This is a genomic window from Brevundimonas intermedia (genome assembly GCF_004614235.1).
Lineage (GTDB): Bacteria > Pseudomonadota > Alphaproteobacteria > Caulobacterales > Caulobacteraceae > Brevundimonas > Brevundimonas intermedia_A.
In genome coordinates this window covers 293,528-317,410 of the sequence record NZ_SPVH01000001.1, presented here as the reverse complement: position 1 = coordinate 317,410, position 23,883 = coordinate 293,528, and the positions used below count along the sequence as shown (strand labels likewise).

14 protein-coding genes are annotated in these 23,883 nt (G+C 67.3%); 7 read left to right on the top strand and 7 right to left on the bottom strand.

Annotation, left to right across the window (positions count from 1 at the left end):
• Nucleotides 1-25: 25 nt before the first annotated feature.
• Both EGY25_RS01435 and EGY25_RS01430 read left to right on the top strand, forming a co-directional pair.
• Entirely contained in the window at nucleotides 26-2,962 is a 2,937-nt protein-coding gene (locus tag EGY25_RS01435) for a TIM-barrel domain-containing protein (protein WP_135193280.1), read from the top strand.
• Nucleotides 2,963-3,257: 295 nt separating this feature from the next.
• Nucleotides 3,258-5,207 carry a sialate O-acetylesterase gene (locus EGY25_RS01430; protein ID WP_135193279.1) on the top strand — a complete coding sequence of 650 codons (1,950 nt, stop codon included), beginning with the start codon at nucleotides 3,258-3,260 and terminating at the stop codon, nucleotides 5,205-5,207.
• Nucleotides 5,208-5,212: 5 nt separating this feature from the next.
• Here EGY25_RS01430 and EGY25_RS01425 read toward each other — a convergent pair whose 3' ends face one another.
• Nucleotides 5,213-6,835: an alpha-L-fucosidase gene (locus EGY25_RS01425; RefSeq protein WP_135193278.1), complete on the bottom strand. Its 1,623-nt coding sequence runs from the start codon at nucleotides 6,833-6,835 to the stop codon at nucleotides 5,213-5,215.
• Nucleotides 6,832-9,099 (bottom strand): WD40/YVTN/BNR-like repeat-containing protein, encoded by a 2,268-nt coding sequence (locus tag EGY25_RS01420; protein WP_135193277.1) that lies wholly within the window; start codon nucleotides 9,097-9,099, stop codon nucleotides 6,832-6,834. Before EGY25_RS01420 ends, EGY25_RS01425 begins: the two co-directional genes overlap by 4 nt.
• A gap of 287 nt (nucleotides 9,100-9,386) precedes the next feature.
• On the opposite strand from EGY25_RS01420, the gene EGY25_RS01415 reads away from it, so the two are divergent.
• From EGY25_RS01415 to EGY25_RS01405, 3 genes are all read left to right on the top strand, one after another.
• On the top strand, nucleotides 9,387-11,939 hold the full coding sequence (locus EGY25_RS01415) for a glycoside hydrolase family 3 protein (RefSeq protein WP_135193276.1): 2,553 nt from the start codon (nucleotides 9,387-9,389) through the stop codon (nucleotides 11,937-11,939).
• A 28-nt stretch (nucleotides 11,940-11,967) separates the two neighbouring features.
• Nucleotides 11,968-13,338, top strand: a complete 1,371-nt coding sequence (locus EGY25_RS01410; protein ID WP_135193275.1) for a glycoside hydrolase 5 family protein — start codon at nucleotides 11,968-11,970, stop codon at nucleotides 13,336-13,338.
• Between the two features lie 100 nt (nucleotides 13,339-13,438).
• Complete coding sequence (locus EGY25_RS01405; RefSeq protein WP_135193274.1) at nucleotides 13,439-14,743, top strand: cation:proton antiporter; 1,305 nt, start codon at nucleotides 13,439-13,441, stop codon at nucleotides 14,741-14,743.
• 3 nt (nucleotides 14,744-14,746) lie between these two features.
• Here the strand turns inward: EGY25_RS01405 and EGY25_RS01400 are convergent, their stop codons facing one another.
• The 5 genes from EGY25_RS01400 to EGY25_RS01380 form a co-directional block, all read right to left on the bottom strand.
• Nucleotides 14,747-15,451 (bottom strand): helix-turn-helix transcriptional regulator, encoded by a 705-nt coding sequence (locus EGY25_RS01400; protein ID WP_135193273.1) that lies wholly within the window; start codon nucleotides 15,449-15,451, stop codon nucleotides 14,747-14,749.
• 148 nt (nucleotides 15,452-15,599) lie between these two features.
• Complete coding sequence (locus EGY25_RS01395; RefSeq protein WP_135193272.1) at nucleotides 15,600-16,574, bottom strand: hypothetical protein; 975 nt, start codon at nucleotides 16,572-16,574, stop codon at nucleotides 15,600-15,602.
• Nucleotides 16,537-19,158, bottom strand: a complete 2,622-nt coding sequence (locus EGY25_RS01390; protein ID WP_135193271.1) for a fimbria/pilus outer membrane usher protein — start codon at nucleotides 19,156-19,158, stop codon at nucleotides 16,537-16,539. The genes EGY25_RS01395 and EGY25_RS01390 overlap by 38 nt, the downstream gene beginning before the upstream one ends.
• Before the next feature lie 9 nt (nucleotides 19,159-19,167).
• Complete coding sequence (locus EGY25_RS01385) at nucleotides 19,168-19,917, bottom strand: fimbria/pilus periplasmic chaperone (protein WP_135193270.1); 750 nt, start codon at nucleotides 19,915-19,917, stop codon at nucleotides 19,168-19,170.
• A 79-nt stretch (nucleotides 19,918-19,996) separates the two neighbouring features.
• Nucleotides 19,997-20,587 (bottom strand): hypothetical protein, encoded by a 591-nt coding sequence (locus EGY25_RS01380; RefSeq protein WP_135193269.1) that lies wholly within the window; start codon nucleotides 20,585-20,587, stop codon nucleotides 19,997-19,999.
• Nucleotides 20,588-20,983: 396 nt separating this feature from the next.
• Here EGY25_RS01380 and EGY25_RS01375 point away from each other — a divergent pair, with 396 nt between their 5' ends.
• Together EGY25_RS01375 and EGY25_RS01370 are read left to right on the top strand one after the other, a co-directional pair.
• Nucleotides 20,984-21,640 carry a response regulator transcription factor gene (locus EGY25_RS01375; RefSeq protein ID WP_135193268.1) on the top strand — a complete coding sequence of 219 codons (657 nt, stop codon included), beginning with the start codon at nucleotides 20,984-20,986 and terminating at the stop codon, nucleotides 21,638-21,640.
• Between the two features lie 121 nt (nucleotides 21,641-21,761).
• Complete coding sequence (locus EGY25_RS01370) at nucleotides 21,762-23,813, top strand: TonB-dependent receptor (RefSeq protein WP_135193267.1); 2,052 nt, start codon at nucleotides 21,762-21,764, stop codon at nucleotides 23,811-23,813.
• Nucleotides 23,814-23,883 lie beyond the last annotated feature (70 nt).

Here is a 23,883-nt window from a genome sequence, read left to right as displayed (position 1 = left end):
TCCCTTGAAAATGCGAGCGCCCGCCATGATCCCGACCCTCGCCCGCCGCCTGTTCCTGGTCGCCCTGATGACCGCGCCCCTGGCCGCCTGCGCGGGTCAGGGGCTGATGAACGGCGCCTCCGCCGGCGCCATCCAGCAGGCGGCGTTCGAACGCACCGCCAGCGGCATCGTCGTCACCCCGGCCGAGGGCGCCGCCCGCCGCGTCCGGCTTGAGGTCTATGGCCCCGAGACCATCCGCGTCACCGCGACCGAGAACGCGGACCTCGATCTGCCCGCCAGCCTGATGGTCACGGCCCAGCCCTCGACCACCACCCCGTTCCAGGTCGAGACGCGCGGCGATGTTGTGCTGCTGAAGACCGCCGAGGCCACGGCCGAGGTCTCGCGCGAGACCGGGGCGGTCCGCTTCCTCGACGAGAACGGCCAGGAGGTGCTGAAGGAGCGCCCCGGCAGCCGCGAACTCAGCCCCGTCACCGTCGAGGACCAGAAGGGCGACCACCGCTTCCTAGCCACGCGCCAGGTCTGGGAAAGCCCGGCGGACGAGGCCTTCTACGGCCTGGGCCAGCACCAGCAGGGCGTGATGAACTACAAGGGCCACGACGTTCAGCTGGCCCAGCACAATATCGACGTCGGCATTCCGCTGGTCGTGTCCAGCCGCAACTACGGCGTCCTGTGGGACAACAACTCGATCACCCGATTCGGCGACCCGCGCCCCTACGGCATGATCGCCGACCAGTTCATCGTGCGCGACGCCACGGGACGGTTCGGCGGCCTGACCGCCAGCTACTATCAGAACGACCAGCTCAAGGTTCAGCGCCAGGAGACCGAGGTGAACTACGAGTTCATCCGCGAATGGTCGCGCTGGCCCGAGGGCTTCAAGTCGCAACCGGGCCAGCCGGTCCAGACCGGCGACATGGGCAAGCCCGGTCAGGCCGGCGTCAAGGTCGTCTGGGAAGGCACGCTGGAGACCGCGACCGCCGGCCTGCACAAGTTCCGCCTCTATTCGTCCGGCTATGTGAAGGTCTGGATCGACGGCCAGATGGTCGAGGATAACTGGCGCCAGAACTGGAACCCGTTCGACCACGACTTCCAGGTCCAGATGGCCGCAAACGCCCGCGTGCCGATCAAGATCGAATGGATCCCCGAGGACGGCTATATCTCGCTGCGCCACCAGGACCCGCTGCCCGCCGCCGATCAGGGCGCGCTCAGCCTGGCGTCCGAAGTCGGCACGGCCATCGACTACTACTATATCGGGGGCGATAACCTCGACGGCGTCATCTCCAACTATCGCGGCCTAACCGGCAAGTCGGTGATGCTGCCCCGCTGGGCCTACGGCTTCTGGCAGAGCCGCCAGCGCTACAACAACCAGGCCGAGGTGGTGGACACGGTGCGCCGCTATCGCGAGCTGGGCCTGCCGATCGACAATGTGGTTCAGGACTGGTTCTACTGGCCCGAGAACGCCTGGGGCTCGCACCAGTTCGACCCCGCGCGCTTCCCCAACCCGACCCAGATGGTCAAGGACGTTCACGACATGAACGCCAACATCATCATCTCGGTCTGGCCGAAATTCTATCCGACGACCGACCACTACAAGCAGCTGGACGCCATCGGCGGCATGTACACCCGCAACGTCGACGTCGGTGCGCGCGACTGGGTCGGACCCGGCTACGCCAACAGCTTCTACGACCCCTATCTGCCCGCCGCCCGCGACCTGTACTGGAAGCAGATGTCCGACAGCTTCAAGGGCATGGGCTTCGACGGCTGGTGGCTGGATTCGGTCGAGCCGGACATGCACTCCAACCTGGACATCCCCGAACGGACCCTGCGCATGGGGCCGACGGCCATCGGTCCGGGCGCCTATGTCTTCAACTCCTATCCGCTGATCAACGCCGAGAACGTCTACAAGAACTTCCGGCGCGAGAAGGGCGACGAGCGGACCTATATCCTGACCCGCTCTGCCTGGGGCGGCCTGCAACGCACCGGCTCGACCCTGTGGTCCGGCGACGTGGTGGCGCGCTGGGACAATCTGAAGGACCAGATTTCGGCGGGCGTGAACACCGGCCTGTCGGGCCTGGCCAACTGGACCCACGATATCGGCGGCTTCTCGGTCGAGAGCCGCTATTCCAATCCCGCCGGCATGAAGCCCGAGGACAAGGCCGAGTGGGACGAGTTGAACCTGCGCTGGTTCCAGTTCGGCGCCTTCTCGCCGGTCTTCCGCTCGCACGGCGAGTTCCCGCTGCGCGAGGTCTATAACCTGGCCCAGCCCGGCACGCCGATGTACGACGCCTATGCCGAGCAGATGCGCACCCGCTACCGGCTGATGCCCTACATCTACAGCCTGGCCGGCGATGTCTATCAACGCGACGGCACCATCATGCGCGGCCTGGTCATGGACTTTCCGTCCGACCTGAAGGCGCGCGACATCAACGACCAGTATCTGCTCGGCCATGCCCTGCTGGTCGCGCCGGTGACGGAATACAAGGCGCGCAGCCGCTCGGTCTATTTCCCGCAAGGGGCCGACTGGTACGACATGCTGACGGGCCAGAAATACGCGGGCGGCCGCTCGGTCACGGTTCAGGCGGCAGTCGACAAGATCCCGGTCTTCGTGCGCGCCGGCTCCATCCTGCCCACCGGTCCGGCGATCCAGTACACGGCCGAGAAGCTGGACGGCCCGCTGACCCTGGTGATCTACACCGGGGCGAACGGGACCTTCTCCCTCTATGAGGATCAGGGCACGACCTACGCCTACGAGCGCGGCGAGTTTTCCAACATCCCCATGACCTGGAACGACGCGACCGGCGTCCTGACCATCGGCGCGCGGACGGGTTCGTATCCGACCATGCCGGCGACCCGCACCATCAATGTGCGCTTCGTCAGCGGACCGGGCGCCGATGTCGGCGACTTCGACGCCGCGCCGGCCAGGACGATCCAGTACGATGGACAGGCGGTGGAGATTCGCCGCTAGGGACTGCGCGAGCATCGACATCTGACATGATGTCGATGCTCAACCCCTTGTCGTAAAACGCTTTCTTAAAAAGATCGGGTCTTCTTCCATACAGGGCGCCGAGCGGCCTTATAATCGCGGCTCGGTCTTTGACATCGCCAGCCCCCGACCTTGCGAAGTTGGACTCGTTGGACTGTTTTTTCGTTGGACAGTCCAAGTCTGCGGCGAAATTGCACCTTCTTGCACTTTGCACTCTTTTTTGGAGTGCAGTGCAGTTTCGGACCCTCCGCCTGAGGCGGAACATCAGGAGGCGCAGATGCGCTCGTTCTTGCTCGCCGCCGTCGCCATGGGCGTCCTCGCCACCGCCGCTCCAGCCCTGGCGCAGGCGCCGGCTACCGCCCCCCTGTTCGACGCCATGTTCCAGGATCACGCCGTCCTGCAACGCGGTCGTCCGATCACTGTGTGGGGCAGGGCGGCGCCCGGCGCCGCCGTCTCGGTCAACCTCGGCCAGACCCAGGTCCAGGCCGCCGCCGGCCCCGACGGCGCCTGGCGCGCGACCCTGCCGACCCTGACCGCCGGCGGCCCCTATGTCCTGACGGCCCAGTCGGGCGGGGCGACCCAAACCCTGTCGGACGTCATGGTCGGCGACGTCTGGCTGTGCTCGGGCCAATCCAACATGGAGTTCGCCGTTCGCCAGGCGACGAATGCCGAGAGCGAGATCGGCGCCGCCAACGACGCCAAGATCCGCCTGTTCCTGGTCGGCCGCTCCAGCCTGCCGGCGCCGTCATCGACCCCGCATGCGGTCGGTCAGTGGCGCACGACCAGCCCGCAAAGCGTGCGCGACTTCTCGGCCGCCTGTTATTTCATGGGCCGGGATCTGCGCCGCACCGAAGACGTGCCTGTCGGCTTGATCGCCGCCTCCTGGGGCGGGTCGATCATCGAGGACTGGCTCAGCCGCGACGCCATGGAAAAGCTGGGCGGCCATCAGGAAGCGCTGAACGCCCTGGACGCCTACGCCCGCGATCCCTCCCAAGGCGACGCCATCTGGCGTCAGGTCACGCAAGACTGGTGGCGCGCCAACGACCCCGGCACGAAACAGGGCTGGCATCTGCCCCGCACCAATGACGCCGACTGGGCGCCGATCCCCGCCGAGGGGTTTTGGGAATCCACAGTGCCGGGCCTCGCCACCTTCGACGGCATCGTCTGGCTGAGAAAAGAGGTCGAGCTGACCGCCGCCCAGGCCCGCCAGGCTGCGACCCTTGAGCTGGGGCCGGTGGACGACGCCGACGTGACCTGGGTCAACGGCCAATATGTCGGCGGCCAGCAGGGCTGGGATACGCCGCGCACCTACGCCGTCCCCGCCGGCACGCTGAAGGCCGGCCGAAACCTGATCGCGGTCGGGGTGCTGGACACCAACGGCGGCGGCGGCGCCTGGGGACCGGCGGCGAACAAGCGCCTGATGCTGGCGGACGGCACGGCCGTGGCCCTGTCCTCGGGCTGGCGTCACCGCGTCGCCGCGCCCCTGGGCGACCTGCCCAATCCGCCGCGCACCCCCTGGATCGGCGGCAGCGGAACGACCACCCTCTACAACGGCATGATCGCGCCCCTGGGCGCCTACAGCCTGAAGGGCATGGCCTGGTATCAGGGCGAGTCGAACATCGGCGACTATGTCGGCTATCGCCGCCTGCTGCCGGCCCTGTTCGCCGACTGGCGCGCGCAGTTCGAAAACCCCGAGATGCGGATGCTGGTGGTGCAACTCGCGAACTTCGGTCCCGCCGCCAGCCAGCCGACCAACTCCTCTTGGGCCGCCCTGCGCGAGAGCCAACGGACGGTGGTCAACGCCGACCCCCTGGCAGGGCTCGCCGTCGCCATCGACATCGGCGACCGCTACGACATTCACCCGACCAACAAGCTGGAGGTCGGCCGTCGCCTAGCGCTGGAGGCCCGTCGCCTCGACGGCCAAGCCCAGCCCGTCTCGCCCCAGCCGGTCGCCGTGACCCGCGCCGCCGACGGCGTCCACATCCGCTACGCCGCCTCTGCCCAGCTCGTGGCCCATGGCTCGAACCGCCCGGTCGGGTTCGAGTTGTGCGGATCTGACAACGCCTGCCGCTTCGTCGATGCGGTCCTTGCGGGGGACGAGGTGGTGCTGGCCTCGGCGACGGCGACCGATCTCACGGTCCGCTTCTGCTGGGCCGACAGCCCGGTCTGCAATCTTTACGGCCCCGCCGGCCTCCCGGCGGTCCCGTTCGAGGCCGAGATCCGCTAGGGGGCTCAGACCAAGCCCGCGCCCCTCAACCGCACGGCCGGCGCGACCGTCACCGGCCGCTCGGCCGGCAGGTCGATCACCAGGCCCTCGACCGTCTGGCGGAAGGGCAGGGCGCCGCCGCCCAGCAGTTCGACCGCCTCGACGCGGCCCGCCTGCGGGTTCAGCGCGCGCACCACCATCCGCCCGTCCTCTGGCCAGTCCAGCGCGAAGGCGTAGAGCGTCTGGCCCTTGGTGGTGAAGCGGATGTCCTGACCGGTCCACGGCCGCGCCGCGCCCTCGCCATGCATCCCACCCACGACCGCCGTCGGCCCCTCGCCATAGATGCGCCAGGGCCGGGTGTCGAAGATGGCCTCACCATTGATCTTCATCCAGGCGGCGATGTCCGTCAGGATCTGGCGCTCGTCGCTGTCGATCGATCCGTCGCCCCGCTGGGGGATGTTCAGCATCAGATTGCCGTTCTTGGAGACGACATCCACCAGCCGCTGCACCACGCTGTGGGCCGGGACGTAGGAGTGGCCGGTGAAGCGGGCGCGGTTGTAGTGCCAGTCGCCGATGCAGGTGTCGGTCTGCCACGGCTCGGGCTTCAGGCTGTCGGAGAAGCCGCGCTCGACCGTCTCGACGATGCCCTTGCGCTGGCGGTCGTCCAGCCGCTTGCCGTTCACGACCGGCAGCTCGCCGCGCCACTCCAGTGAGGCGTTGTAATATTCCGCCGTCGCCTCCAGCCCATACCGCCCCAGCGGCAGGCCGTAGTTGTCGAAATAGACCATGTCCGGCTTGTATTTGGTGATCAGGTCGCGCTGCCGCGCCACCCAGGACCGCACGAAGGCCGGGTTGTTGGGGGGCGGCGTCTCGATCCACTGGCCGTCACGCGCATCATGCCAGGCGTTCATCTCGGCGATGGAGCTGATCCCCTCCGGTGGGGCGAAGGTCGGGCCGGTGTAAAGCTCTTGCGGGTCCAGCCCATCCCACCACTTGCCGGCGCCGTCGGCCTTCGTCAGGCGCGCCGCGTCATAACGCACGCCCTTCAACGGCCCCTCGGCGTCATAGCCATAGGCCGTCTGCCACCAGTGCCAGGCGTGGGCCGCGTGGTTCGACACGGCGAACCGCAGGCCCCGCGCCCGCACGGCCTTCTCCCAGGTCCCGACGATGTCGCGCCTGGGCCCGACCCGCATCACGTTCCATTCGTGATGGGCGCTGTCGAACAGGTCCAGATTGTCGTGGTGGTTCGCCATCGACATGATGTAGCGGGCGCCCGCCGCCTGATAGAGGTCCAGCAGCCCCTCGGGATCCCACTGGTCGCCCTTCCACTGGTCGATGAACTCCATGAAGCCGAACCGGCTGGGATGGCCGTATGTCGCGACATGGTGGTCGTAGAAGGGGTTGCCCTGGATATACATCTGGCGGCCGTACCAGTCGCCGAACTCCGGCACGCACTGCGGCCCCCAGTGCGACCAGATGCCGAACTTGGCGTCCCGGAACCAGTCGGGCGTCTTGTAGCCTGCGGCCAGGCTGTCCCAGGTCGGCTTGAAAGGCCCAGCCGCCGTCGTCGCGCCCGGCGTCGTGGCGCACGCGCTCAGCATGGAGACGGAGGCCCCGGCGCCCAGAAGTCCGCGTCGCGACAGGGTCATGCCGGTTCTCCATAGACGACGCCGCGCCCGTCCGTGGCCACATAGACGCGGCCGAAGACCCGGGGATCGCCCGCGATGGCGCGGAAGCGGCGCCCATACTCATGCTGGTCGTCGTTGACCCGGATCCAGGATCTGCCCCGGTCGTCTGACCGGAAGACGCCGCGCACGTCCCCCCGCGTGCCGATGGCGAACAGGGCAGGGTAGGTCGAACCGGTGGGCGGCTTGCCGAAGTCCAGCATCTCGACGCTCAGGCCCCCGTCGATCCGGTCGAACCTCTGACCGCCGTCGCGGCTGTTATAGAGGCCGCTGCGCGACACGAACCACAGATCGCCTTCGTGGTCGGGCGCGGCCTTCAGCGGGAAGGCGACCTCGCGCCAGGTCGGGCGGTTTTCGGCGACGGTCGCCGGCAAGCCGCGTGACGGCACGACGGCGAAACTCTCTGCCCCGTCCACGCTGACGTACCAGGCGCCGGTGCGGAAATCCAAGGCGTAGAACAGCGTCGGATCCTTGCGATCCGCGACCGGCCTCAGCAACGGCGGCAGGCCAGCGCACGCCCGCCATGTCGCGCCGCGATCCCGCGACCAGACGACCTGCGGCGTCGCCAGCACGAAGATCGATCCATCGGCCGACACCGTGATCGGCGCGTCGCGATACAGGTCCATGCGCGGATTGTCGGCGACGACCGGCGTCTGGCCCGAGGCTGGCCGGGGACGGCCCAGCGGCTTCCAGCTCAGCCCCGCATCGTCGGACCAGGCCAAGGTCGAGCCGTCGTGACCTTGCGAGGCGACGCCTTCGTGCGGCGTGCCGCTGCGCACGACGATGTCGGGGGCGGCGCCTGCATAGTCGATCTGGTTTGTGTTGGCGAAGACCGGGGTGGTGAACTGGCGCTGCGGCGAGCGGCTCAGATCCTCGTGCGCAAAGCCGGAGATGTCGCCGAAACCGGTCAGCAACTGCGGTCCCTTCGGCGGACTGACCAGGGTGATCACGGCCGTCTGCTCGATTCCCGCGACCCAGGGCGTCCAGTCGGTCGGCTTGCTGTCGTCGGCGGCGGACAGGTTGCGCGTCTCATAGACGGTGGCCCCCGTCGCATAGACCAGCCGGTCGCTGTCGAACGGATCCAGCGCCAGGGCCGCGATCCACCAGCCGAAGTCCGGCTTGTCATTGCCCCAGTTCAGATAGGGAGTGGCGCTGACGTCATGTCGCGCCTTTTCCCGCAGGCTGGTCCAGCTTCGCCCGTCGTCAGTGCTGCGCCAGAGGGTGTCGCCCGGCTGCCAGCGGTTCAGGGTCGAGACCATGATTACGCCGTGCCGTTTCCGGTCCAGCGCCACCCCCATGAAGCCACCCAGGGGTCGCGGCGGGGTGATATCGCTCCAGGCGCCGGTGTTCGCATCCAGCCGCCAGACCGCGCCGTCCGTCACCCCATTGGGGCCGATGCCCAGGGTGCAGGTGACATAGAGGACGCCCCGGTCGTCCAACTCCGCCTTGGCCGCCGACAGTTCGGCGCGCGGCCCGCCCTCGACCGGCCGCCAGGTTTGCCCCGCGTCGTCCGAGCGATACAGCGCGTGTTCGTGCGGATCGGCGACGCCGACGAACAGCGTCCGAGACGCCTGTCCGCGCTGGCCGCTACGGGGATCGAAGACCACGAAGCTGAGGCCGCCGTGGGTGCTGCGGTCGGTGGGCATGCCCAGCCCCTTCAGCGGAAAGGTCTCGACCTTGCGCCAGCTTTCGCCGCCGTCGGTCGAGCGTTGCAGACCGTCGTGGCGCGATCCGAAATAGAGGATGCGGTTGTCGTTCGGGTCGATCGCCAGCCGTTCGCCCAGACCTCGCCCGTCTTCGTTTCCGCCCATGCGGAAGGGGACCTCGGTCCTGATCCAGGTCGCGCCCCGGTCGGAGGATCGCAGCATGGCTCCGGGATCGGCCCTGTGGACCCCCACCGCCGCATGGACGATATCGGCATCGATGGGATCGGCGGCGATGCTCTCGATGCCGAAATCGCCCGACCGGGGGCCGGAATCCATCAGCGGCTTCCACCGTCCTACGGCGGCGTCGAACCGATAGGCACCCCCCATGTCCGAGCGCGCATAGGCCAGACCGCGTTCGACGCGACTGAAGACGATGCCGGGAATGAAGCCGCCCGCGCCGACCACGACATTGCGCCAGCTGTAGGGGGCGGCGTCTCGCGCCTGCGCCCTGGCTGTCGCCGCCAGCCCGCTGACGGACAGGGCCAACAGGCCGGCCGTGCGTCGTGTCACACCTGTCGTCATGTCGCCGTCTCTCCCTGGTCGGAGACGTTGAGTCGTCTCTCGATGTTAGCGCTAACGTGAACAGTTGACATCATTGTCATAGGTGCATCAAGTTGCGTCTGTAAAAATCAGGCGTCGGTCAACGACGTGTCGGGAGCGAACCTCGGGTTCAAACGGATTTCGCCGCTGTCGGCGCGTCAAGCGACGCCTGGATTTTTGCAGACCCTGAGCGAACTTCCGGTGCGACCTGCAGGGTCGCGCCGGGTTTTTCGCCGCATCGTTTTCGCCGACAGCCTGACGGACCCGACATGACCCTGCGTATCCCGACCTCGCGCCGCGGCGCCGTTTCCGCCCTTGCGCTGGGCATCGCCCTCGCGACCAGCGCATGCGCCGCGACGGGTTCACTCCGCCCGGCGCCCGTCCAGGCCGTGACGGCTCAGGCTTCCATTGTCACTGACGCCACGCGCGCCCATCCGGCTCTGTGGCCGCGTGCCGCATCGCCGGCCGCCATGACCGATGCGGCGACCGAAGCCTTCGTCACCGAACTGATGAGCCGGATGACGTTGGAGGAGAAGGTGGGGCAGACGATCCAGGCCGACATCGCCTCCATCAAGCCCGAAGACCTGCTGACCTATCCGCTCGGCTCCATCCTGGCGGGCGGCAACTCCTCGCCCGGCGGCGACGAGCGCGCCTCGGCGCAGAAATGGGTCGAACTGGCCCAGGCCTATCGCCGCGCCATCGCCCAGCGGCCGGGCGCCAAGGTGCCGATGATCTACGGCATCGACGCCGTCCACGGTCACAACAACATCGTCGGCGCCACCATCTTCCCGCACAACATCGGCCTGGGCGCCGCGCGCGATCCCGACCTGATCCGCCGCATCGGCGAGGCGACGGCGCTGGAAGTCGCGGTGACCGGCGCGGACTGGACCTTCGGCCCAACCCTGGCCGTGCCCCGTGACGACCGCTGGGGCCGCGCCTATGAGGGCTATGCCGAGAACCCGGAGGTGGCCCAGAGCTATGCCGGGCCGATGACCCTGGGCCTGCAGGGGACGCTGTCGGCCGACCATCCGCTGGCGGCGGGCCATATCGCCGGCTCGGCGAAACACTTCCTAGCCGACGGCGGCACTACGGGCGGCAAGGACCAGGGCGACTACGCCGGGTCCGAGCAGAACCTGATCCGCACCCATCTGTCGGGCTATCCCCAGGCGATCGACGCCGGAGTGCTGTCGATCATGGCCAGCTTCTCCAGCTGGAACGGCGTCAAACATTCGGGCAACGAGACCATTCTGACCGACGTGCTGCGCGGCCCGCTGGGCTTCGACGGCTTCGTGGTGTCGGACTGGAACGCCCACGGCCAGCTGCCGGGCTGTTCCAACGAGAGCTGCGCCCTGGCCTTCAACGCCGGCATCGACATGTTCATGGCCCCTGACAGCTGGAAGCCGCTGTACGAAAGCACCCTGGCTCAGGCCCGGTCGGGCGAGATTCCGATGGCGCGTCTGGACGAGGCCGTGCGGCGCATCCTGCGGGTCAAGGTCAAGACCGGCCTGTTCAACGACAGCCGCCCGGTCGAGGGCCGCCTGAACGAGCTGGGCTCGCCCGCCCACCGCGCCCTGGCCCGCGAGGCGGTGCGCAAGTCGCTGGTGCTGCTGAAGAACGAGGGTTCGGTCCTGCCGATCCGCGCCGGAGCGCGCGTGCTGGTCGCCGGTCACGCCGACGACATCGGCCAGGCCTCCGGCGGCTGGACCCTGACGTGGCAGGGCACGGGCAACTCGAACGCCGACTTCCCCAACGGCCAGTCGATCTGGGGCGGCATTCAAGAAGCCGTCGCGGCCGGCGGCGGTTCGGCGACGCTCAGCGCCGACGGGTCGTTCACCCAAAAGCCCGATGTCGCCATCGTCGTCTTCGGCGAGACGCCCTATGCCGAGTTCCAGGGCGACGTGGACACGCTGGACTTCCTGCCGACCGAACCGCTGGAGACGCTGAAGCGGCTGAAGGCGGCGGGCATTCCGACCGTGTCGGTCTTCCTGTCGGGCCGCCCGATGTGGACCAATCCCGAGATCAACCAGTCCGACGCCTTCGTCGCCGGCTGGCTGCCGGGCACGGAGGGCGGCGGGATCGCCGACGTGCTGGTCGGCGATGCGGCCGGCAAGCCGCGCCACGACTTCACCGGCAAGCTGTCGTTCAGCTGGCCCAAGGACGCCAAGGGCGAGCCGCTGAACGTCGGCCAGCCCGGCTATGACCCGCAGTTCGCCTATGGCTATGGCCTGACCTACGCTCACAGCGCCCGCGTCGGCGCCCTGTCGGAAGAAAGCGGCGTCGTTGGCGAAGTCGGCAGCATCGATCGCTATTTCGTGGACGGCCGTTTCGTCGCCCCCTGGTCGCTGATGCTGCGTGACGCAGGCGGCGAGTTCCGCCTGGGCTCCGAGAGCAGCGGCTCCAGCCCCCGCGCCGGCGTCACGGTCCGGTCCACCGACGGCGCGGGCCAGGAATCAGCCCGAACCCTGACCTTCGGTGCGGCCGGCGGGCACGCCCTGATCGTGGCCCGGCCCGTCGATCTGATCCGTCAGGCGAACGGAGAGATGGCCCTGGCCTTCCGCTACCGCATCGACGCAAAACCCGGCGCCAAAGTCATGCTGACGCTAGGCGAAGGACAGGTGGATGTGACGGCGATCTTCAACGCCGCCCCTCTGGGTCAGTGGAGCATGCTGAAGGTGCCGCTGTCCTGCCTGCGCGACGCCGGCGCCAACCTCGCCGCCGTCGATCAGCCCTGGGGCCTGCGCTCGGCCGGCGCGCTGGGCGTCACGGTCGAGGACATACGCCTCGGGTCGGACGAAGGCGACACCGTCTGCCCTGCGGCCTGATGACGGACTGAAAAAGCGAGACGCAGCGATGACCAGGACCTCGACCGACCGTTTCACGCTGAGCCGCCGCGCGGTTTTGGCCTCGACCGCCGCACTGGCCCTGACGTCCGGCGTGGCGTCGGCCAGCAGCGCGGCTTCGCCCAACAGCGGCTTCGTCACCCGTGACGGCATGGGATTGAAGCTGGATGGCAAGCCCTATCGCTTCGTCGGGGCCAACGCATGGTATCTGGCCTGGCTGGGCGCGGATGCCGACTATGGCGATCAGCGGCGTCTGACGCGTGAGCTGGACGCTCTGGCGGCCGACGGCGTGACCAATCTGCGCGTGGGCGCTTCGGCTGAGCTTTCGCCCCTGAACAACTCGGTCCGCCCCGCCTTCCGCGACCAGACCGCCACCTACAACGAGACCCTGCTGGTCGGTCTGGACCGGACTCTGGTCGAGATGGGGCGGCGCGACATGAAGGCGGTTCTTTACCTGACCAACTTCTGGGAATGGTCGGGCGGGATGATGACCTACCTGTCGTGGGTCAACGGCGGCCGCTATATCAACATGAACGACCCGGCCCATCCGTGGCCGGACTTCGCAGATTTCAACGCCGACTTCTATCGCAGCGAAAAGGCCGTCGGCCTGTATCACGACTATGTCCGTGCCGTAGTCGGCCGCACCAACACGATCAGCGGCGTGGCCTATGCCGAAGATCCCACCATCATGGGCTGGCAACTGGCCAATGAGCCGCGCGCGGGCGGTGGGGAACAGGTCGCCCTGAACAATCTTCCCGCCTTCTACGCCTGGATCAACGGCACGGCGCGGTTGATCAAGTCGCTGGCGCCCAAACAGCTCGTCTCGACCGGCGGCGAGGGGCTCAAGGGCTCGTCGGAGCGCGCCGAGGTGGTGATGGAAAGTTGCCGCTCGCCTGACATCGACTATCTGACCGCCCACATCTGGCCGGGCAACTGGGGCTGGCTGGACCGTAAGGACATGGCCGGAACCGACGCTCGCGCCCGCGCCATGGCCATCGACTACGTGAATCAGCATGTCGGCTTCGCGCGCCAACTCGACAAGCCCTTGGTGATCGAGGAGTTCGGCTATCCGCGCGACGGCGACCTGTACGATCCGTCGGTTCCGACGACCCTGCGCGACGGTTTCTATCAGGATGTCCATGCGGCGGTCCTGGCCGACGCGGAGGCGGGCGGGCCTCTGGCCGGCTCGAACTTCTGGGCCTGGAACGGCGAGGGACGCACGCGCAATCCCGATTTCCGCTTCCACGACGGTGACAGCGCCTGGATGGGCGACCCGCCGCACGAACCTCAGGGCTGGTACGGCGTGTTCGATACCGATCTATCCACGCGCGCGCTGGTGAGGCGCCATGCGGCGGCGCTGACAGAGGTCACGAGCCGCTAGACGACTTGGGTCGACCGTTTGTGGGGACAAGCCAACAGGCCCATGATCAATCTGTTCCGACCGCAGACAACAGGCGGCGGATACTCGGGGGGAAAGACGAATGACGAACGCAGAATTGAGCGTGGCCTTCTTCCTGCAGATGGCCGTGATCATCGCCGTCTGCCGCATCGTCGGCTGGCTGGCGAAACGCTACCTGGGCCAGCCGCAGGTGGTGGGCGAGATGATCGCCGGCGTGATCCTGGGGCCGTCGCTGCTCGGCCTTCTGGCGCCTGATCTTCAGGCGGCCCTATTCCCCAAGGAGTCGAAGTCGATCCTGTTCGTCGGCGCCCAGCTGGGCGTTGGCCTGTATATGTTCCTGGTCGGGCTGGGCTTCCGGCGTGATCACTTCAAGACGAACGCCGCTAGTGCGGCGGCCGTGTCTCTGGCGGGGATGGCGGCGCCCTTCCTGGTCGCCGTGGCCATCGCGCCCTGGCTGGTCAGCCAAGGCCTGTTCGGTCAGGGCATCCAGACCTGGCAGGCCATGCTGTTCATGGGTGCGGCCATCTCGATCACCGCCTTCCCCATGCTGGCGCGCATCATCCATGAGCGGGGCCTGAGCGGCACCCGGCTGGGTTCTCTGTCGCTAGCGGCCGGGGCCATCGACGACGCCGGCGCCTGGTGCGTTCTGGCCATCGTCCTGGCCAGCTTCGGCGCGGGGCCGATGGTGGCTGTGAAGGCCATCGCCGGGGGCGGCGCGTTCGCCTTGTTCATGCTGACAGTCGGGCCGAAACTGCTGGCGCCGCTGGGCCGCATCGTCGAGCGTGAAGGGCGGTTGAGCCCGACGGTTCTGGGGATCGTGCTGATCCTGTTCATGCTCAGCGCCTGGGCCATGGACGCGGTCGGCATCCACGCCGTCTTCGGCGGTTTCATCCTGGGCGTCGCCATGCCGCGCGGCCTGCTGAGCCAGGAGATCAAGCGTCAGCTTGAGCCGTTCGCGGTGCTGGTGCTGCTGCCGATGTTCTTCACCTTCTCGGGCCTGAACACCCAGCTGACCATGGTCAACAGCCTGGGCCTGCTGGCCGTGACCGCCGTCATCCTCTTGGGCTCCATCCTGGCCAAGGGCGGGGCCTGCTGGGCCGCCGCGCGCCTGACGGGCCAGGACAACGCCACGGCCATGGGCATCGGCGCCCTGATGAACGCCCGCGGGCTGATGGAGCTGATCATCATCAACATCGGCCTGCAGCGCGGCATCATCGGCCCGGCCCTGTTCTCGATCCTGGTCCTGATGGCCATCATCACCACCCTGATGGCCTCGCCCCTGTTCGAATGGGTCTATGGCAAAAAGGCCCGCGAACGCGGCGAACTGGGTCAGATCAACGAAGCGGACGCGGCGCCGCCTGCGCGTCTTCAGCCGGGCCGGCCTTGAGGTTCAATTCGTCAGCTGAAAACTCAGTCTCAGGGCGCCGGTGATGCCCTTGACGCCCATGCGCATGCAGATGGCCCGCAGGTGGGCGCGGACGGTGTGGATCGACATGTCCATCTTGCGGCCGATGTCCTTGGGCGCCTCGCCCTGGGTCAGGTGGGCAAGGACCGAGAGCTCGGCGCGGGTCAGGCCGAAGATGGCGCGCAACGGCTCCATGCCCTCGACGCCCATACAGTGGGCGGGGCGCGCCGTCGCGAAGATACGGCCCGCCGCATCTGGCGTCATCGCCAGATCCAGCAAGCACCAGGCGTCGTCGCCCGCGCGAAGCAGCAACCGGCCCTGAGGCTGCCGACCTTCCATCAGGCGCGTCACCAGAGCGTCGAACTCGGCCCGATTGCGGTGGGTCGGACAGATGAAGGCGCCGCCTGAGCCCAACACGCCCGCTGCGATCATGCCCCGGGCCCTGACGTTGGCGCGAAGCACGCAGCCTTGAGCGTCCAGAACGAACCGGGCGATGGCGTCATGTTCGAACCAGGCGGTGCAGTCCGCATGGGTCAGGGATGCCGGACTTCTAGTCGGCCTGAACGGCGTCAGGCGCTGCGTGAATTTTTCCTCCAAGACAGCCGTCGTGGCAAGGTTGTTCCGCTGCGGCGTCGCCGCCGCCATCTTCTGCTCATACATTCGCGCCACCCAATGTTCGAAGACCGTCAAGACTAGAATATGGCTGTCGGTCTCAAGTCGGAGATCTATAAGGGCCGGCTCCTCCAAGCCGTTCGGCCCATCGCGTTAACGTGTTATCAGTTTGATCTTTAGGCCGTAATCGCCGTCATGGGCTAACCATGATGGGGTATGCCCGCGGTCAGTGCGGCGAGATGTCGATGGCGAGCACGTCCTGATAACGACCGGCCATCTGACCCTTGACCTCGCCCAGGGTGAACAGCATCGGCAGCGACATGCCGGCGAGGGTGCGGGGGGGATCGACGTCCTTGGTCCACGGCGCCGTCAAATCCACGACCGCGCCGTCCAGTTCGACGGCGTAGGGGACGCTGGACTCGGTCTCCACATCGCCCTGGCGCCGCATCACGCCACCATGCTGGGACTTGATCGAGATGACGGACGGCGCATTGGCGCGGACCTGGACGAAGATGCGCCGGGTCAGACCGGTGGCGGCGTCGCCGAAATCCACCACTTCTACGCTGGAGCCCGAGCCGAAGGCCCCTGCGGCGCCGGCCAGGTTCAGTTGCGCCCTGGGCGTCGAGACCAGCTGCATGCGCACCGGAATGGGGGCGAGCAGGGCGGTCCCATCGGCGTCCTCGACAAGCAGTTTGAGGTCGCTGGCGTAGGTTCCGGCGTCGGGCACGGCGTCCACGACGATGGCGGCGTCCAACTGGGCCTGACCCGTCGCCTTGCCGGCGAGGGTGTAGTGGAAGACCCCAGGCTCGACGTCTGAGGTCTGAAGCCCGGAGGCTTCTCGCGGACGAAACTGCACGCCCACGCCGCCCAGGGCCAGGCTGGAGACAGCCGCGCCGCCGTCGTCCACGAAGGACAGCCGCAACTCGCAAGCCTCGTCGCCCTGGTTCTTCAGGCCCAGGTCGATGGCGCCGCTGGACGGGCCGATGGCGAAGGGATTGTAGTTGATGACCACCGTGCTGGGGCTCTGGCTCAGGGCCAGGTCGCAAGCTCTCGCGTTCGAGGCCATCAGGGTTAGGAGCGCCGCCAGGGCCAGAGCGATGGCCAAGGTCGCCGTATCGGACCAAGTCAGGCGCGGTGCCTGGCGATTGGCTGCCGCCCTGCGGCTACGGCGGCGGCTGAGACGTTCGGATTTCGCCGACATCGACTGTTCCTTCCACTTTCTCGGGAATGGTGAATTCGCCCACCACTGCGCCCTGGATCAGCAGGTGATAGCGACCGGGGGCCAGGCCGTCGGCGACGAACCGCCCCGAGCGGTTGGTGAAGAAGGGCTTGCCCTCCGCATCGGCCGGGGCGCCGACCGCCTGGATGACGCCGCCGGCCAGGGCGACCGGCCCACTGGCGGACACCAGGACGCCGCGCGCGGTGCGTGACGCCTCGCTGCCCACCACGAAGCGATAGCCGTTGCCGAAGCCGGGGAAGATGTTGATGACGCCGCTGCCCAGATCATAGCCCTGGGGAAGGGGATCGGCCTCGATCTCGTAACGATTTACGCCGTAACCGCGATCCAGATCGACCAGCGCCGGACCCAGCCATCCGCTGTGCGCGACCGTATAGCCGCTGGAGTCCGTCAGGTTGATGCGTGAGCGCGACAGAGTCGGGTGGGGCGTGGCGATGACGAAGCCTTCGCGGGCGGACCGCCCCACGCCGAACGCACCGTCGGCATAGCCGATCATCGTCGACAGCCGCCACAGCGATTCCTGGCGGGTCGCGCCGCCCGGTTCCGACGACACGAGCCGGTTGGACACAAGCTCGGCGTCGAACCGATTGTTGATGTAGCGCAGGTCGGCCGTAACCGCCTGGTTGGTGCGATCCTGCGACAGCCGCACGTCGCCGCTCAGGTCGTTGAGACGACCGGACGAGGCGCGCGATACGCCCACCTCGCGGAAATCCTTGTCGCTGTCGTAGCGGGCGGTGCTGCTCCAGCGTCCGCCGAAGCGCGATGTCAGCGTCAGGCCGAAGCGATCCTCTTCGCGACCCTCGTCCGTCGACCCGCGCTGCCAGGTCAGATTGACCGCGAATCGGCGAAAGGTGCGACCCAGGCCCAGGCTGTAATCGGTGCGGTCCTTGCGGTCGCGACCCTTCACGAAGGCGGCGCCGCCGCTGATCGAATAGTCGCGAAAACGCACCAGCAGCCGCGCGGCGGCGCGCCATTTCTCGTTGTTGAAGGCTGACGGGTCGAAGGCGCTCTGAAAATAGCGGCTGGTCGCCTGGGCCGACGCCACCAGGCGCGCATCGGCGTTCTTGCCCAGCGCGCTTTCGAGAAGGTAGTCGACCGAGGCGACATAGCCGTTGGTGTCGGTGTCGCCGTTATGGCTGGCGGCGCCGCTCAGCTGGACCAGGCCGAGTTTTGATCCCCATGTCGCCATCGCGCCGGCCTGGCCCTTGCGGTCGGCGATCTGGGCGTTGGCGCCGACCGTCAGAACGTCGGACAGGCCTTTGCGGACAAAGCCGCTGGCGGCCAGCGTAGAGCCGTACTGAAGATTTCCGCCTTCTTCCAGCACCCCCGCCGACACGCCGAAGTCCACCACGCCCCGATCCAGAAGGCCGGCGCCGCCGAACAGGTCGAACACGGCGATCTCGCGCTGACCGTTGTCGTCCTCGACCAGCAGGCGAACCGTATTGGCTCCCTGCGCGAAAGGAAAATCGCCGATCGAATAGGGCCCGGCGTCCAGGCGGATCCGCTCCACCACCACGCCGTTGACCTCGACGACGACCAGGGCCGGACGGTCGAGGATGAACTGGCGGCGGCCTGCGGGGCGCACGTTCTGGAACGGGCGGATCGTGGAATAGGCCCGTGCGGCCGACAGCCCCAGGAACCGCTGCGAGCCTTGAAAACTGTCTATTGGGGGCGCGAACTCGCCGGCCGTCAGACGCACGGCGGATTTGAAGATGTCCTTGGTCAGGCGGATTTCGCGTCTCTGCCAGCGGCCCTGGTTGTTGCTGCCGTCATAATCGATGCCGGTGGTCAGGGTGACGCCGTCGAAGCCGCCGAAGTTGGCGAACATGTCGATCCCGCCCTGAAGCGGCGAAAACCGACTTTCGGTATGGGAATAGAGCTGGGCCAGGGCGATGTTCGCGCCGGCCGAGAAGTTCGCCGGCTGATCGAAGGCGGCCGGGTCGATCACCGGGTTCTGGGAGAAGCCGACATCGCGCCGTGCCCGGCTTTCGGGCGTGGATGTCGCGATGAATGTCAGGGAGAGGGGATCGAAGGTCAGGGAGAAGCCGTCGCTGGACAGGTCCGCCATATTGACCTTCGTCTGGGTCGCGATCCGGCCTGACAGGGTCGTGAGGAGATCAGACCCGACCTGCGGCCGCAACAGGTCGAGCAGGGCTCTCGCGTCCACCAGCCCCTGGCCCTGATTGTCGACCGCGCCGCTGATGTCGCCCAGATATTTGCCGTCCAGGGTCAGCGGCCCCTGGATCGGCGTGAAGACCGAGGACGGCCTGACCGCAGGAGACTGATCTTGGGCGGGGGATGCTGCGGATAGGGGCGTTGCTGGGGCTGAAGGCGGAGCGTCCGCAGCCCCGCCGGAGCTGTCGTCTCGATCGATCGCGACGACGACGGAATAGTCATGGGGCGCCGTGCGCATGACTTCGTCGGTCAACTGGATCGGCCCGGCGTGCGCCACGGTGGCCAGTCCGCCGCCCATGCAGGCGACGGCGCTGATGCGGCGGAATGCGGTTCGCGCGCCGGACCGCCCGCCCTTAGAGGACTTGCGGGCCATCGCCCGCCCTCACAGCAGCACGATGGAAGCGGTGAGGTCGCCGGATGCCGAGGCGGCGAGGGCCGCCGGTATCTTCACCTGACGCATGGCGCCGCCGGCGATCACGCTGACCTGGCCGACATCGACGTCAGCGGCCGGCACTTCGTGCGACTGTCCGTCCGCCGTCTTCAGGATGATCCTGGACTCCCGGATATAGGCGAAGCCCGTGCCCGAGTTACGGGCGGTCAGGATGACGTCCCCGTTCGGCGCGCGCGACACGGCCGTAACCTCGATTTCAGCCCGCGCTCTAGGCGGGGCCACGAAGACGTAGGTGTTGATGGTGAAGGCGACCTGGACATCGGCCCCGGCGCCGCCTTCGCTGGGCGTCGTCTGCATGTTGATCGGCAGCTGAGCCGCCCTGACCAGATACATCCGTCCTTCCTCGGCGGCGTCGCCGGTGTAGCGGACTTGAATTACTTGTTCGCGATTGGGCGGGATGACGGACTGGACGGGAAAGACCGCGATGTCCTTGTCTTCCTCGACCAGGGAACGGGCGCCGGTTTCGTCCACTTGCATGCGATAGGTTTCGATCTCGACCGTGGCCGGAGTCGCGCTGTCGTTCCTGACGGTCATCCGATAGCTGGATCCGCCGCCGGACGGCGTGATCTTGGACACCATGGGCGATACGTCCATGGCCTTGGTCGGCGTCGCCGTTCCCGTCATCACGACTGTGGTCAGGGCCGTTGCGGCCATCAGCGTAGCGAATGCACGACGTGTCATTGGTTGCCCCCGTGTTCTGTAGGAATCCTTCAAGAAGAAGCAGGGGGTCGACCGAAGTCGGCCCCCTTTTTCGCTGCAATCAGGCGGGATCGAGCGAGAAGTTGAAGATTTCCGTATAGGTGCCGGCTGGAGCCGATGCGGCGCCTGGACCCGAGGGAGAGGCGGCGCAACCCGAGGAGCCGGGGTTGGTCGGATCGCCCTGCGTTCCGCCCAAGCCGCTGCCGCCGGGGACGTTGTAGCAGAGGTTCAGGAACAGATCGCCGTAGACGCCGTCAGCCAGCTTTTGGCTGTAACCGCCCGAGTTGGTGACCATCGCCGGCTCGCCAGGATAGGTGTCATTGGCGGCGAAGCCCAGGCTGGGGATTTCCGGCACGGACAGATCCCAGTCGTAGTTGATCAGCTTGCCGGCAGAAGACTTGAAGTCGCCGTTGGTGGCGCTTGAGGTCAGCTTGGCGCCGGTCGCCGCATTGCACGACATCCGCAATGTGGTGACCTTTTGACGTGCGCCGTTGGCGACCGCGACGTTCCCGCCTGCAACATTGGCCAGGCCGATGCCGCAGAAGTTGGTCACGCTGGTCGAGACGGTGACATTGGTCTGGGCGCTCGACACGGCCGGCATCGCCAGCAAGGCCGCGGCAGCAGTCGCCGCCGCAATAAGATAGGTCCGCATAATATTCCTCCAGCTTTTCAATGATGTGCCCAACCAAAGGGATCGGAAGGGGCCACAATGTCGTGGCGTCTTCATCTATTCACCGCTGGAGGCGGGGCTGCATCGTCAAAGAAACTATCGATTATTGTCTAGTTAATTTTCGTATCGTTATTGCGAGAAGGAATGCACACGCCGCTGGTGTCTATGATCTCTGCGAAAGTAGATGATGATAGGATTTCAAACCGAACCGGATTGCGTCGTATTCGCAAGCGTCGATCTCTCCCCTAACTCGGGTATGTCAATTGCCCGTGGGGTTGGATACGACAATGGGGGTGAACTGTGCCCGTTGAATGCTCGACCGCCGGAATGGCTGTTCACGGTTCGAGCATAGAGGCCCAGTCATGAGGGAGGGCTGCGATGATCGTGGGCGTAACGGGTTTTCTCGCCGTGGGAAGCGACGTCGGTGATTTCGACGCCCGCCAGGGCGACCTCAATTTTTACGACGATGAAGAGGTCATTCCGCCCTGGTCTCGCGCCATCGCGGCCTGGGTAAACATCGATCCCCGCGCAAGGATGCTGTTGTCGCGCTCAGGACGCATCGGCTGGGCCAACGACGCCGCCTTTCGCATGCTGCGAGACGCTGGCGTCTTCAGGGTGGTGGACGATCACCTTGTATCCGACAGCGGAGTAACGGCGGCGGCGCTCGCGCGTCTTCTGCAGGACGCCGCGCCAGACGCGGCGATCTACGCCGTAACCGCCATGGATGCTGACCGGCAATGGCTTTTGCGGTGTCAGCAGCTAATTGCGGGCGACGACGACAGCATCGGGTTCGCGGCGCACAGAATGGCGGATCGCGTCTCCTATGAGGCGATGCTCCAGATCCATCATCTCACGCCCAGCGAAAAGCACATCGTGACGATGATGCTGGCGGGGATGGAAACAGGGCGTATCGCGCAGAAGCAGGACATCTCCATCGAGACGCTACGGACCCATATTAAGCACGCCTATCGCAAGCTGGATGTCACCAGTCGCGGCGAACTGTTCGCCAAGGCCGTGGATTTCGCGGGCCTTTAGGCGTCGAGAGGGAGGCGGATTTCGACGCGCGAGCCTGGGTCGGGTTGGCGGGCCGCACTTTTACGAGCTCTTTTCATCGGCCAAGCTTTGCGGCCACTCGGCGACGCCCTAGTGACGGCGCATGATTCAGGACGCTCATCCCCCCGTCGTCGCGCCCGTCGCCTTGCCCGAGATCGTCGTGACCGCCGCCCGCCTGCCGCCTGCGGCGGCCGATGCTGCATTTTCGGTGGTGCGGATCGATCAGGAGGTACTGTCGCGATCCATGCGGCTGGACGAGGCGTTGCGGTCGGTGCCGGCGGTTTCGCTGTTTCGACGCACGACCAGCGCGGCCGCCAATCCGACGACGCAAGGCATATCGTTGAGGGCTATCGCGCCGTCGGGGGCGGGGCGGACGCTGGTGCTGCTGGACGGCGTGCCGCTGAACGATCCGTTCGGGGGCTGGGTCATCTGGTCCCAGGCCACGCCGGAATCGCTGGAGAGCCTGGATGTGATCCGGGGCGCGGGGTCGGGACCGTATGGGGCGGGCGCCCTGACCGGCACTATCACCCTGCGAGAGCGAGGCCCAGCCAACGACGGTGTGGGCGGGGTGCTGGATGTCTCGGCGGCCGAACGCGGCGGGTTGCGCGCGGCGGGGTCGGCCTCCACGCGCCTCGGGCCGCTGGCGGTGACGCTGAGCGGACTGCGCGAGGTCAGCGACGGCTATGTGCCCGTGCGAGGATCGGCGGCGGGGGCGGCAGACACGCCCTTGGATCTCGACAGCCGCAGCGCGGCTTTGCGGGTCGATACGGCCTTAGGTCAGGCCAACCTGTCGGTGCGGGCGGCGACCTGGGAGGAGGATCGCGGATCTGGCCTGGCCGGAACCCGCGCCAACGCCAGCGGCCACAGCCTCAGCGCCACGGCCGCCCAGGCGCCGACGGCGAATGGCTATGGCTGGCGGCTGCAAGCCTGGCGCATCGATAGCAACCTGGCCAACAGTTCAGCCTCGGTGTCGGCCGACCGGGCGACGACGACGCCGGCCAATGACCAGTACAAGACCCCTGCGACCGGATGGGGGCTGAACGCCGCCCTGCGTCGTCGGATGGCGGAGTTCGCGGGCGGTCGCCTTGAGTGGGAATTGGGCGCCGATGCGCGCTTCAACGACGGCGAGACCAACGAACTGTTCAGCAATCCCACGGGCGCGGGCTTCGCCAGAGGCCGTCGCGCGGGCGGCGAGACGGCGGTAGCCGGCGCCTATGTCGATGCGTCCTGGACGGCGGCCGAATGGCTGGTGGCGGGCGGCCTGCGGGCGGATCGGTGGGAGAATACCGGCGGTTTCCGCCAGGAGAACACCCTGGCGACCGGGGCTGTTCTGCTGGACGAGAACGATCCGGATCGGTCGGGCGAGGTGGTCAGTGCGCGCTTGGCCGTACGGCGTGATCTGGGCGGCGGTTATGCGGCGCGGGCGGCGGCCTATTCCGGGTTCAGGCCGGCGACGCTGAACGAACTGCACCGGCCGTTCCGCGTCGGCAACGACATCACCGAGGCCAACGCCGCCCTGACGCCCGAGACGCTGAAGGGGATCGAGACCGGGCTGGCGTTCGACCGCGACGGGGTGCGCTGGGGCGCCACGGTGTTCTGGAACCAGATCGAGGACGCCATCGTCAATGTGACGATCGGGGCCGGGCCTGCCACCTTCCCGCGCGCCGGTTTCGTGCCGGCGGGCGGGGTGCTGCGCCAGCGCCAGAACGCGGGGACCATCGACGCCTGGGGCGTGGAGCTGAACGGCGCCGTGGACCTGTCGTCGGCGGTTTCGCTGAACGCGGCCGTGTCCTGGACCGACGCCGAGATCGACGGCGGATCGGCCGCCGCGCAACTGACGGGCCTGCGTCCCGCCCAGGCGCCGGAGTGGAGCGCGACCGCCGGGCTGGACTGGCGCGCGACGGATCGCCTGACCTTGGCGCTGGCGGCGCGTTACGAATCCAGCCGGTTCGACGACGACCTGAACAGCCGCGTTCTGGACGCCGCCGTCACGCTGGACGCCCGGGGAGAGTGGACGCTGAATCCGGCCACGACCCTGTGGCTGGCGGCGGACAATCTGTTCGACGCGGATGTCGAAGTGTCGGAAACGGGGACGGGCATCGCCGGTTACGGCCCGCCGCGTACGGTCAGCGTTGGTTTGCGCCTGAGCTATTGATCGCAACCGGAAACGCCTTTTCCGACCGCGTTTTTGCGCGAGGCGCAGATTTCGTCCGTCCAGCGGGTGA

What these genes read in the sequence shown, in the direction of transcription:
- EGY25_RS01415 (WP_135193276.1), top strand. Translation starts at nt 9,387, where the DNA reads ATGACCCTGCGTATCCCGACCTCGCGCCGCGGCGCCGTTTCCGCCCTT.
- EGY25_RS01395 (WP_135193272.1), bottom strand. Translation starts at nt 16,574, where the DNA reads ATGTCGGCGAAATCCGAACGTCTCAGCCGCCGCCGTAGCCGCAGGGCG.
- EGY25_RS01420 (WP_135193277.1), bottom strand. Translation starts at nt 9,099, where the DNA reads ATGACGACAGGTGTGACACGACGCACGGCCGGCCTGTTGGCCCTGTCC.
- EGY25_RS01435 (WP_135193280.1), top strand. Translation starts at nt 26, where the DNA reads ATGATCCCGACCCTCGCCCGCCGCCTGTTCCTGGTCGCCCTGATGACC.
- EGY25_RS01385 (WP_135193270.1), bottom strand. Translation starts at nt 19,917, where the DNA reads ATGACACGTCGTGCATTCGCTACGCTGATGGCCGCAACGGCCCTGACC.
- EGY25_RS01390 (WP_135193271.1), bottom strand. Translation starts at nt 19,158, where the DNA reads ATGGCCCGCAAGTCCTCTAAGGGCGGGCGGTCCGGCGCGCGAACCGCA.
- EGY25_RS01370 (WP_135193267.1), top strand. Translation starts at nt 21,762, where the DNA reads ATGATTCAGGACGCTCATCCCCCCGTCGTCGCGCCCGTCGCCTTGCCC.
- EGY25_RS01405 (WP_135193274.1), top strand. Translation starts at nt 13,439, where the DNA reads ATGACGAACGCAGAATTGAGCGTGGCCTTCTTCCTGCAGATGGCCGTG.
- EGY25_RS01375 (WP_135193268.1), top strand. Translation starts at nt 20,984, where the DNA reads ATGATCGTGGGCGTAACGGGTTTTCTCGCCGTGGGAAGCGACGTCGGT.
- EGY25_RS01410 (WP_135193275.1), top strand. Translation starts at nt 11,968, where the DNA reads ATGACCAGGACCTCGACCGACCGTTTCACGCTGAGCCGCCGCGCGGTT.
- EGY25_RS01430 (WP_135193279.1), top strand. Translation starts at nt 3,258, where the DNA reads ATGCGCTCGTTCTTGCTCGCCGCCGTCGCCATGGGCGTCCTCGCCACC.
- EGY25_RS01425 (WP_135193278.1), bottom strand. Translation starts at nt 6,835, where the DNA reads ATGACCCTGTCGCGACGCGGACTTCTGGGCGCCGGGGCCTCCGTCTCC.
- EGY25_RS01380 (WP_135193269.1), bottom strand. Translation starts at nt 20,587, where the DNA reads ATGCGGACCTATCTTATTGCGGCGGCGACTGCTGCCGCGGCCTTGCTG.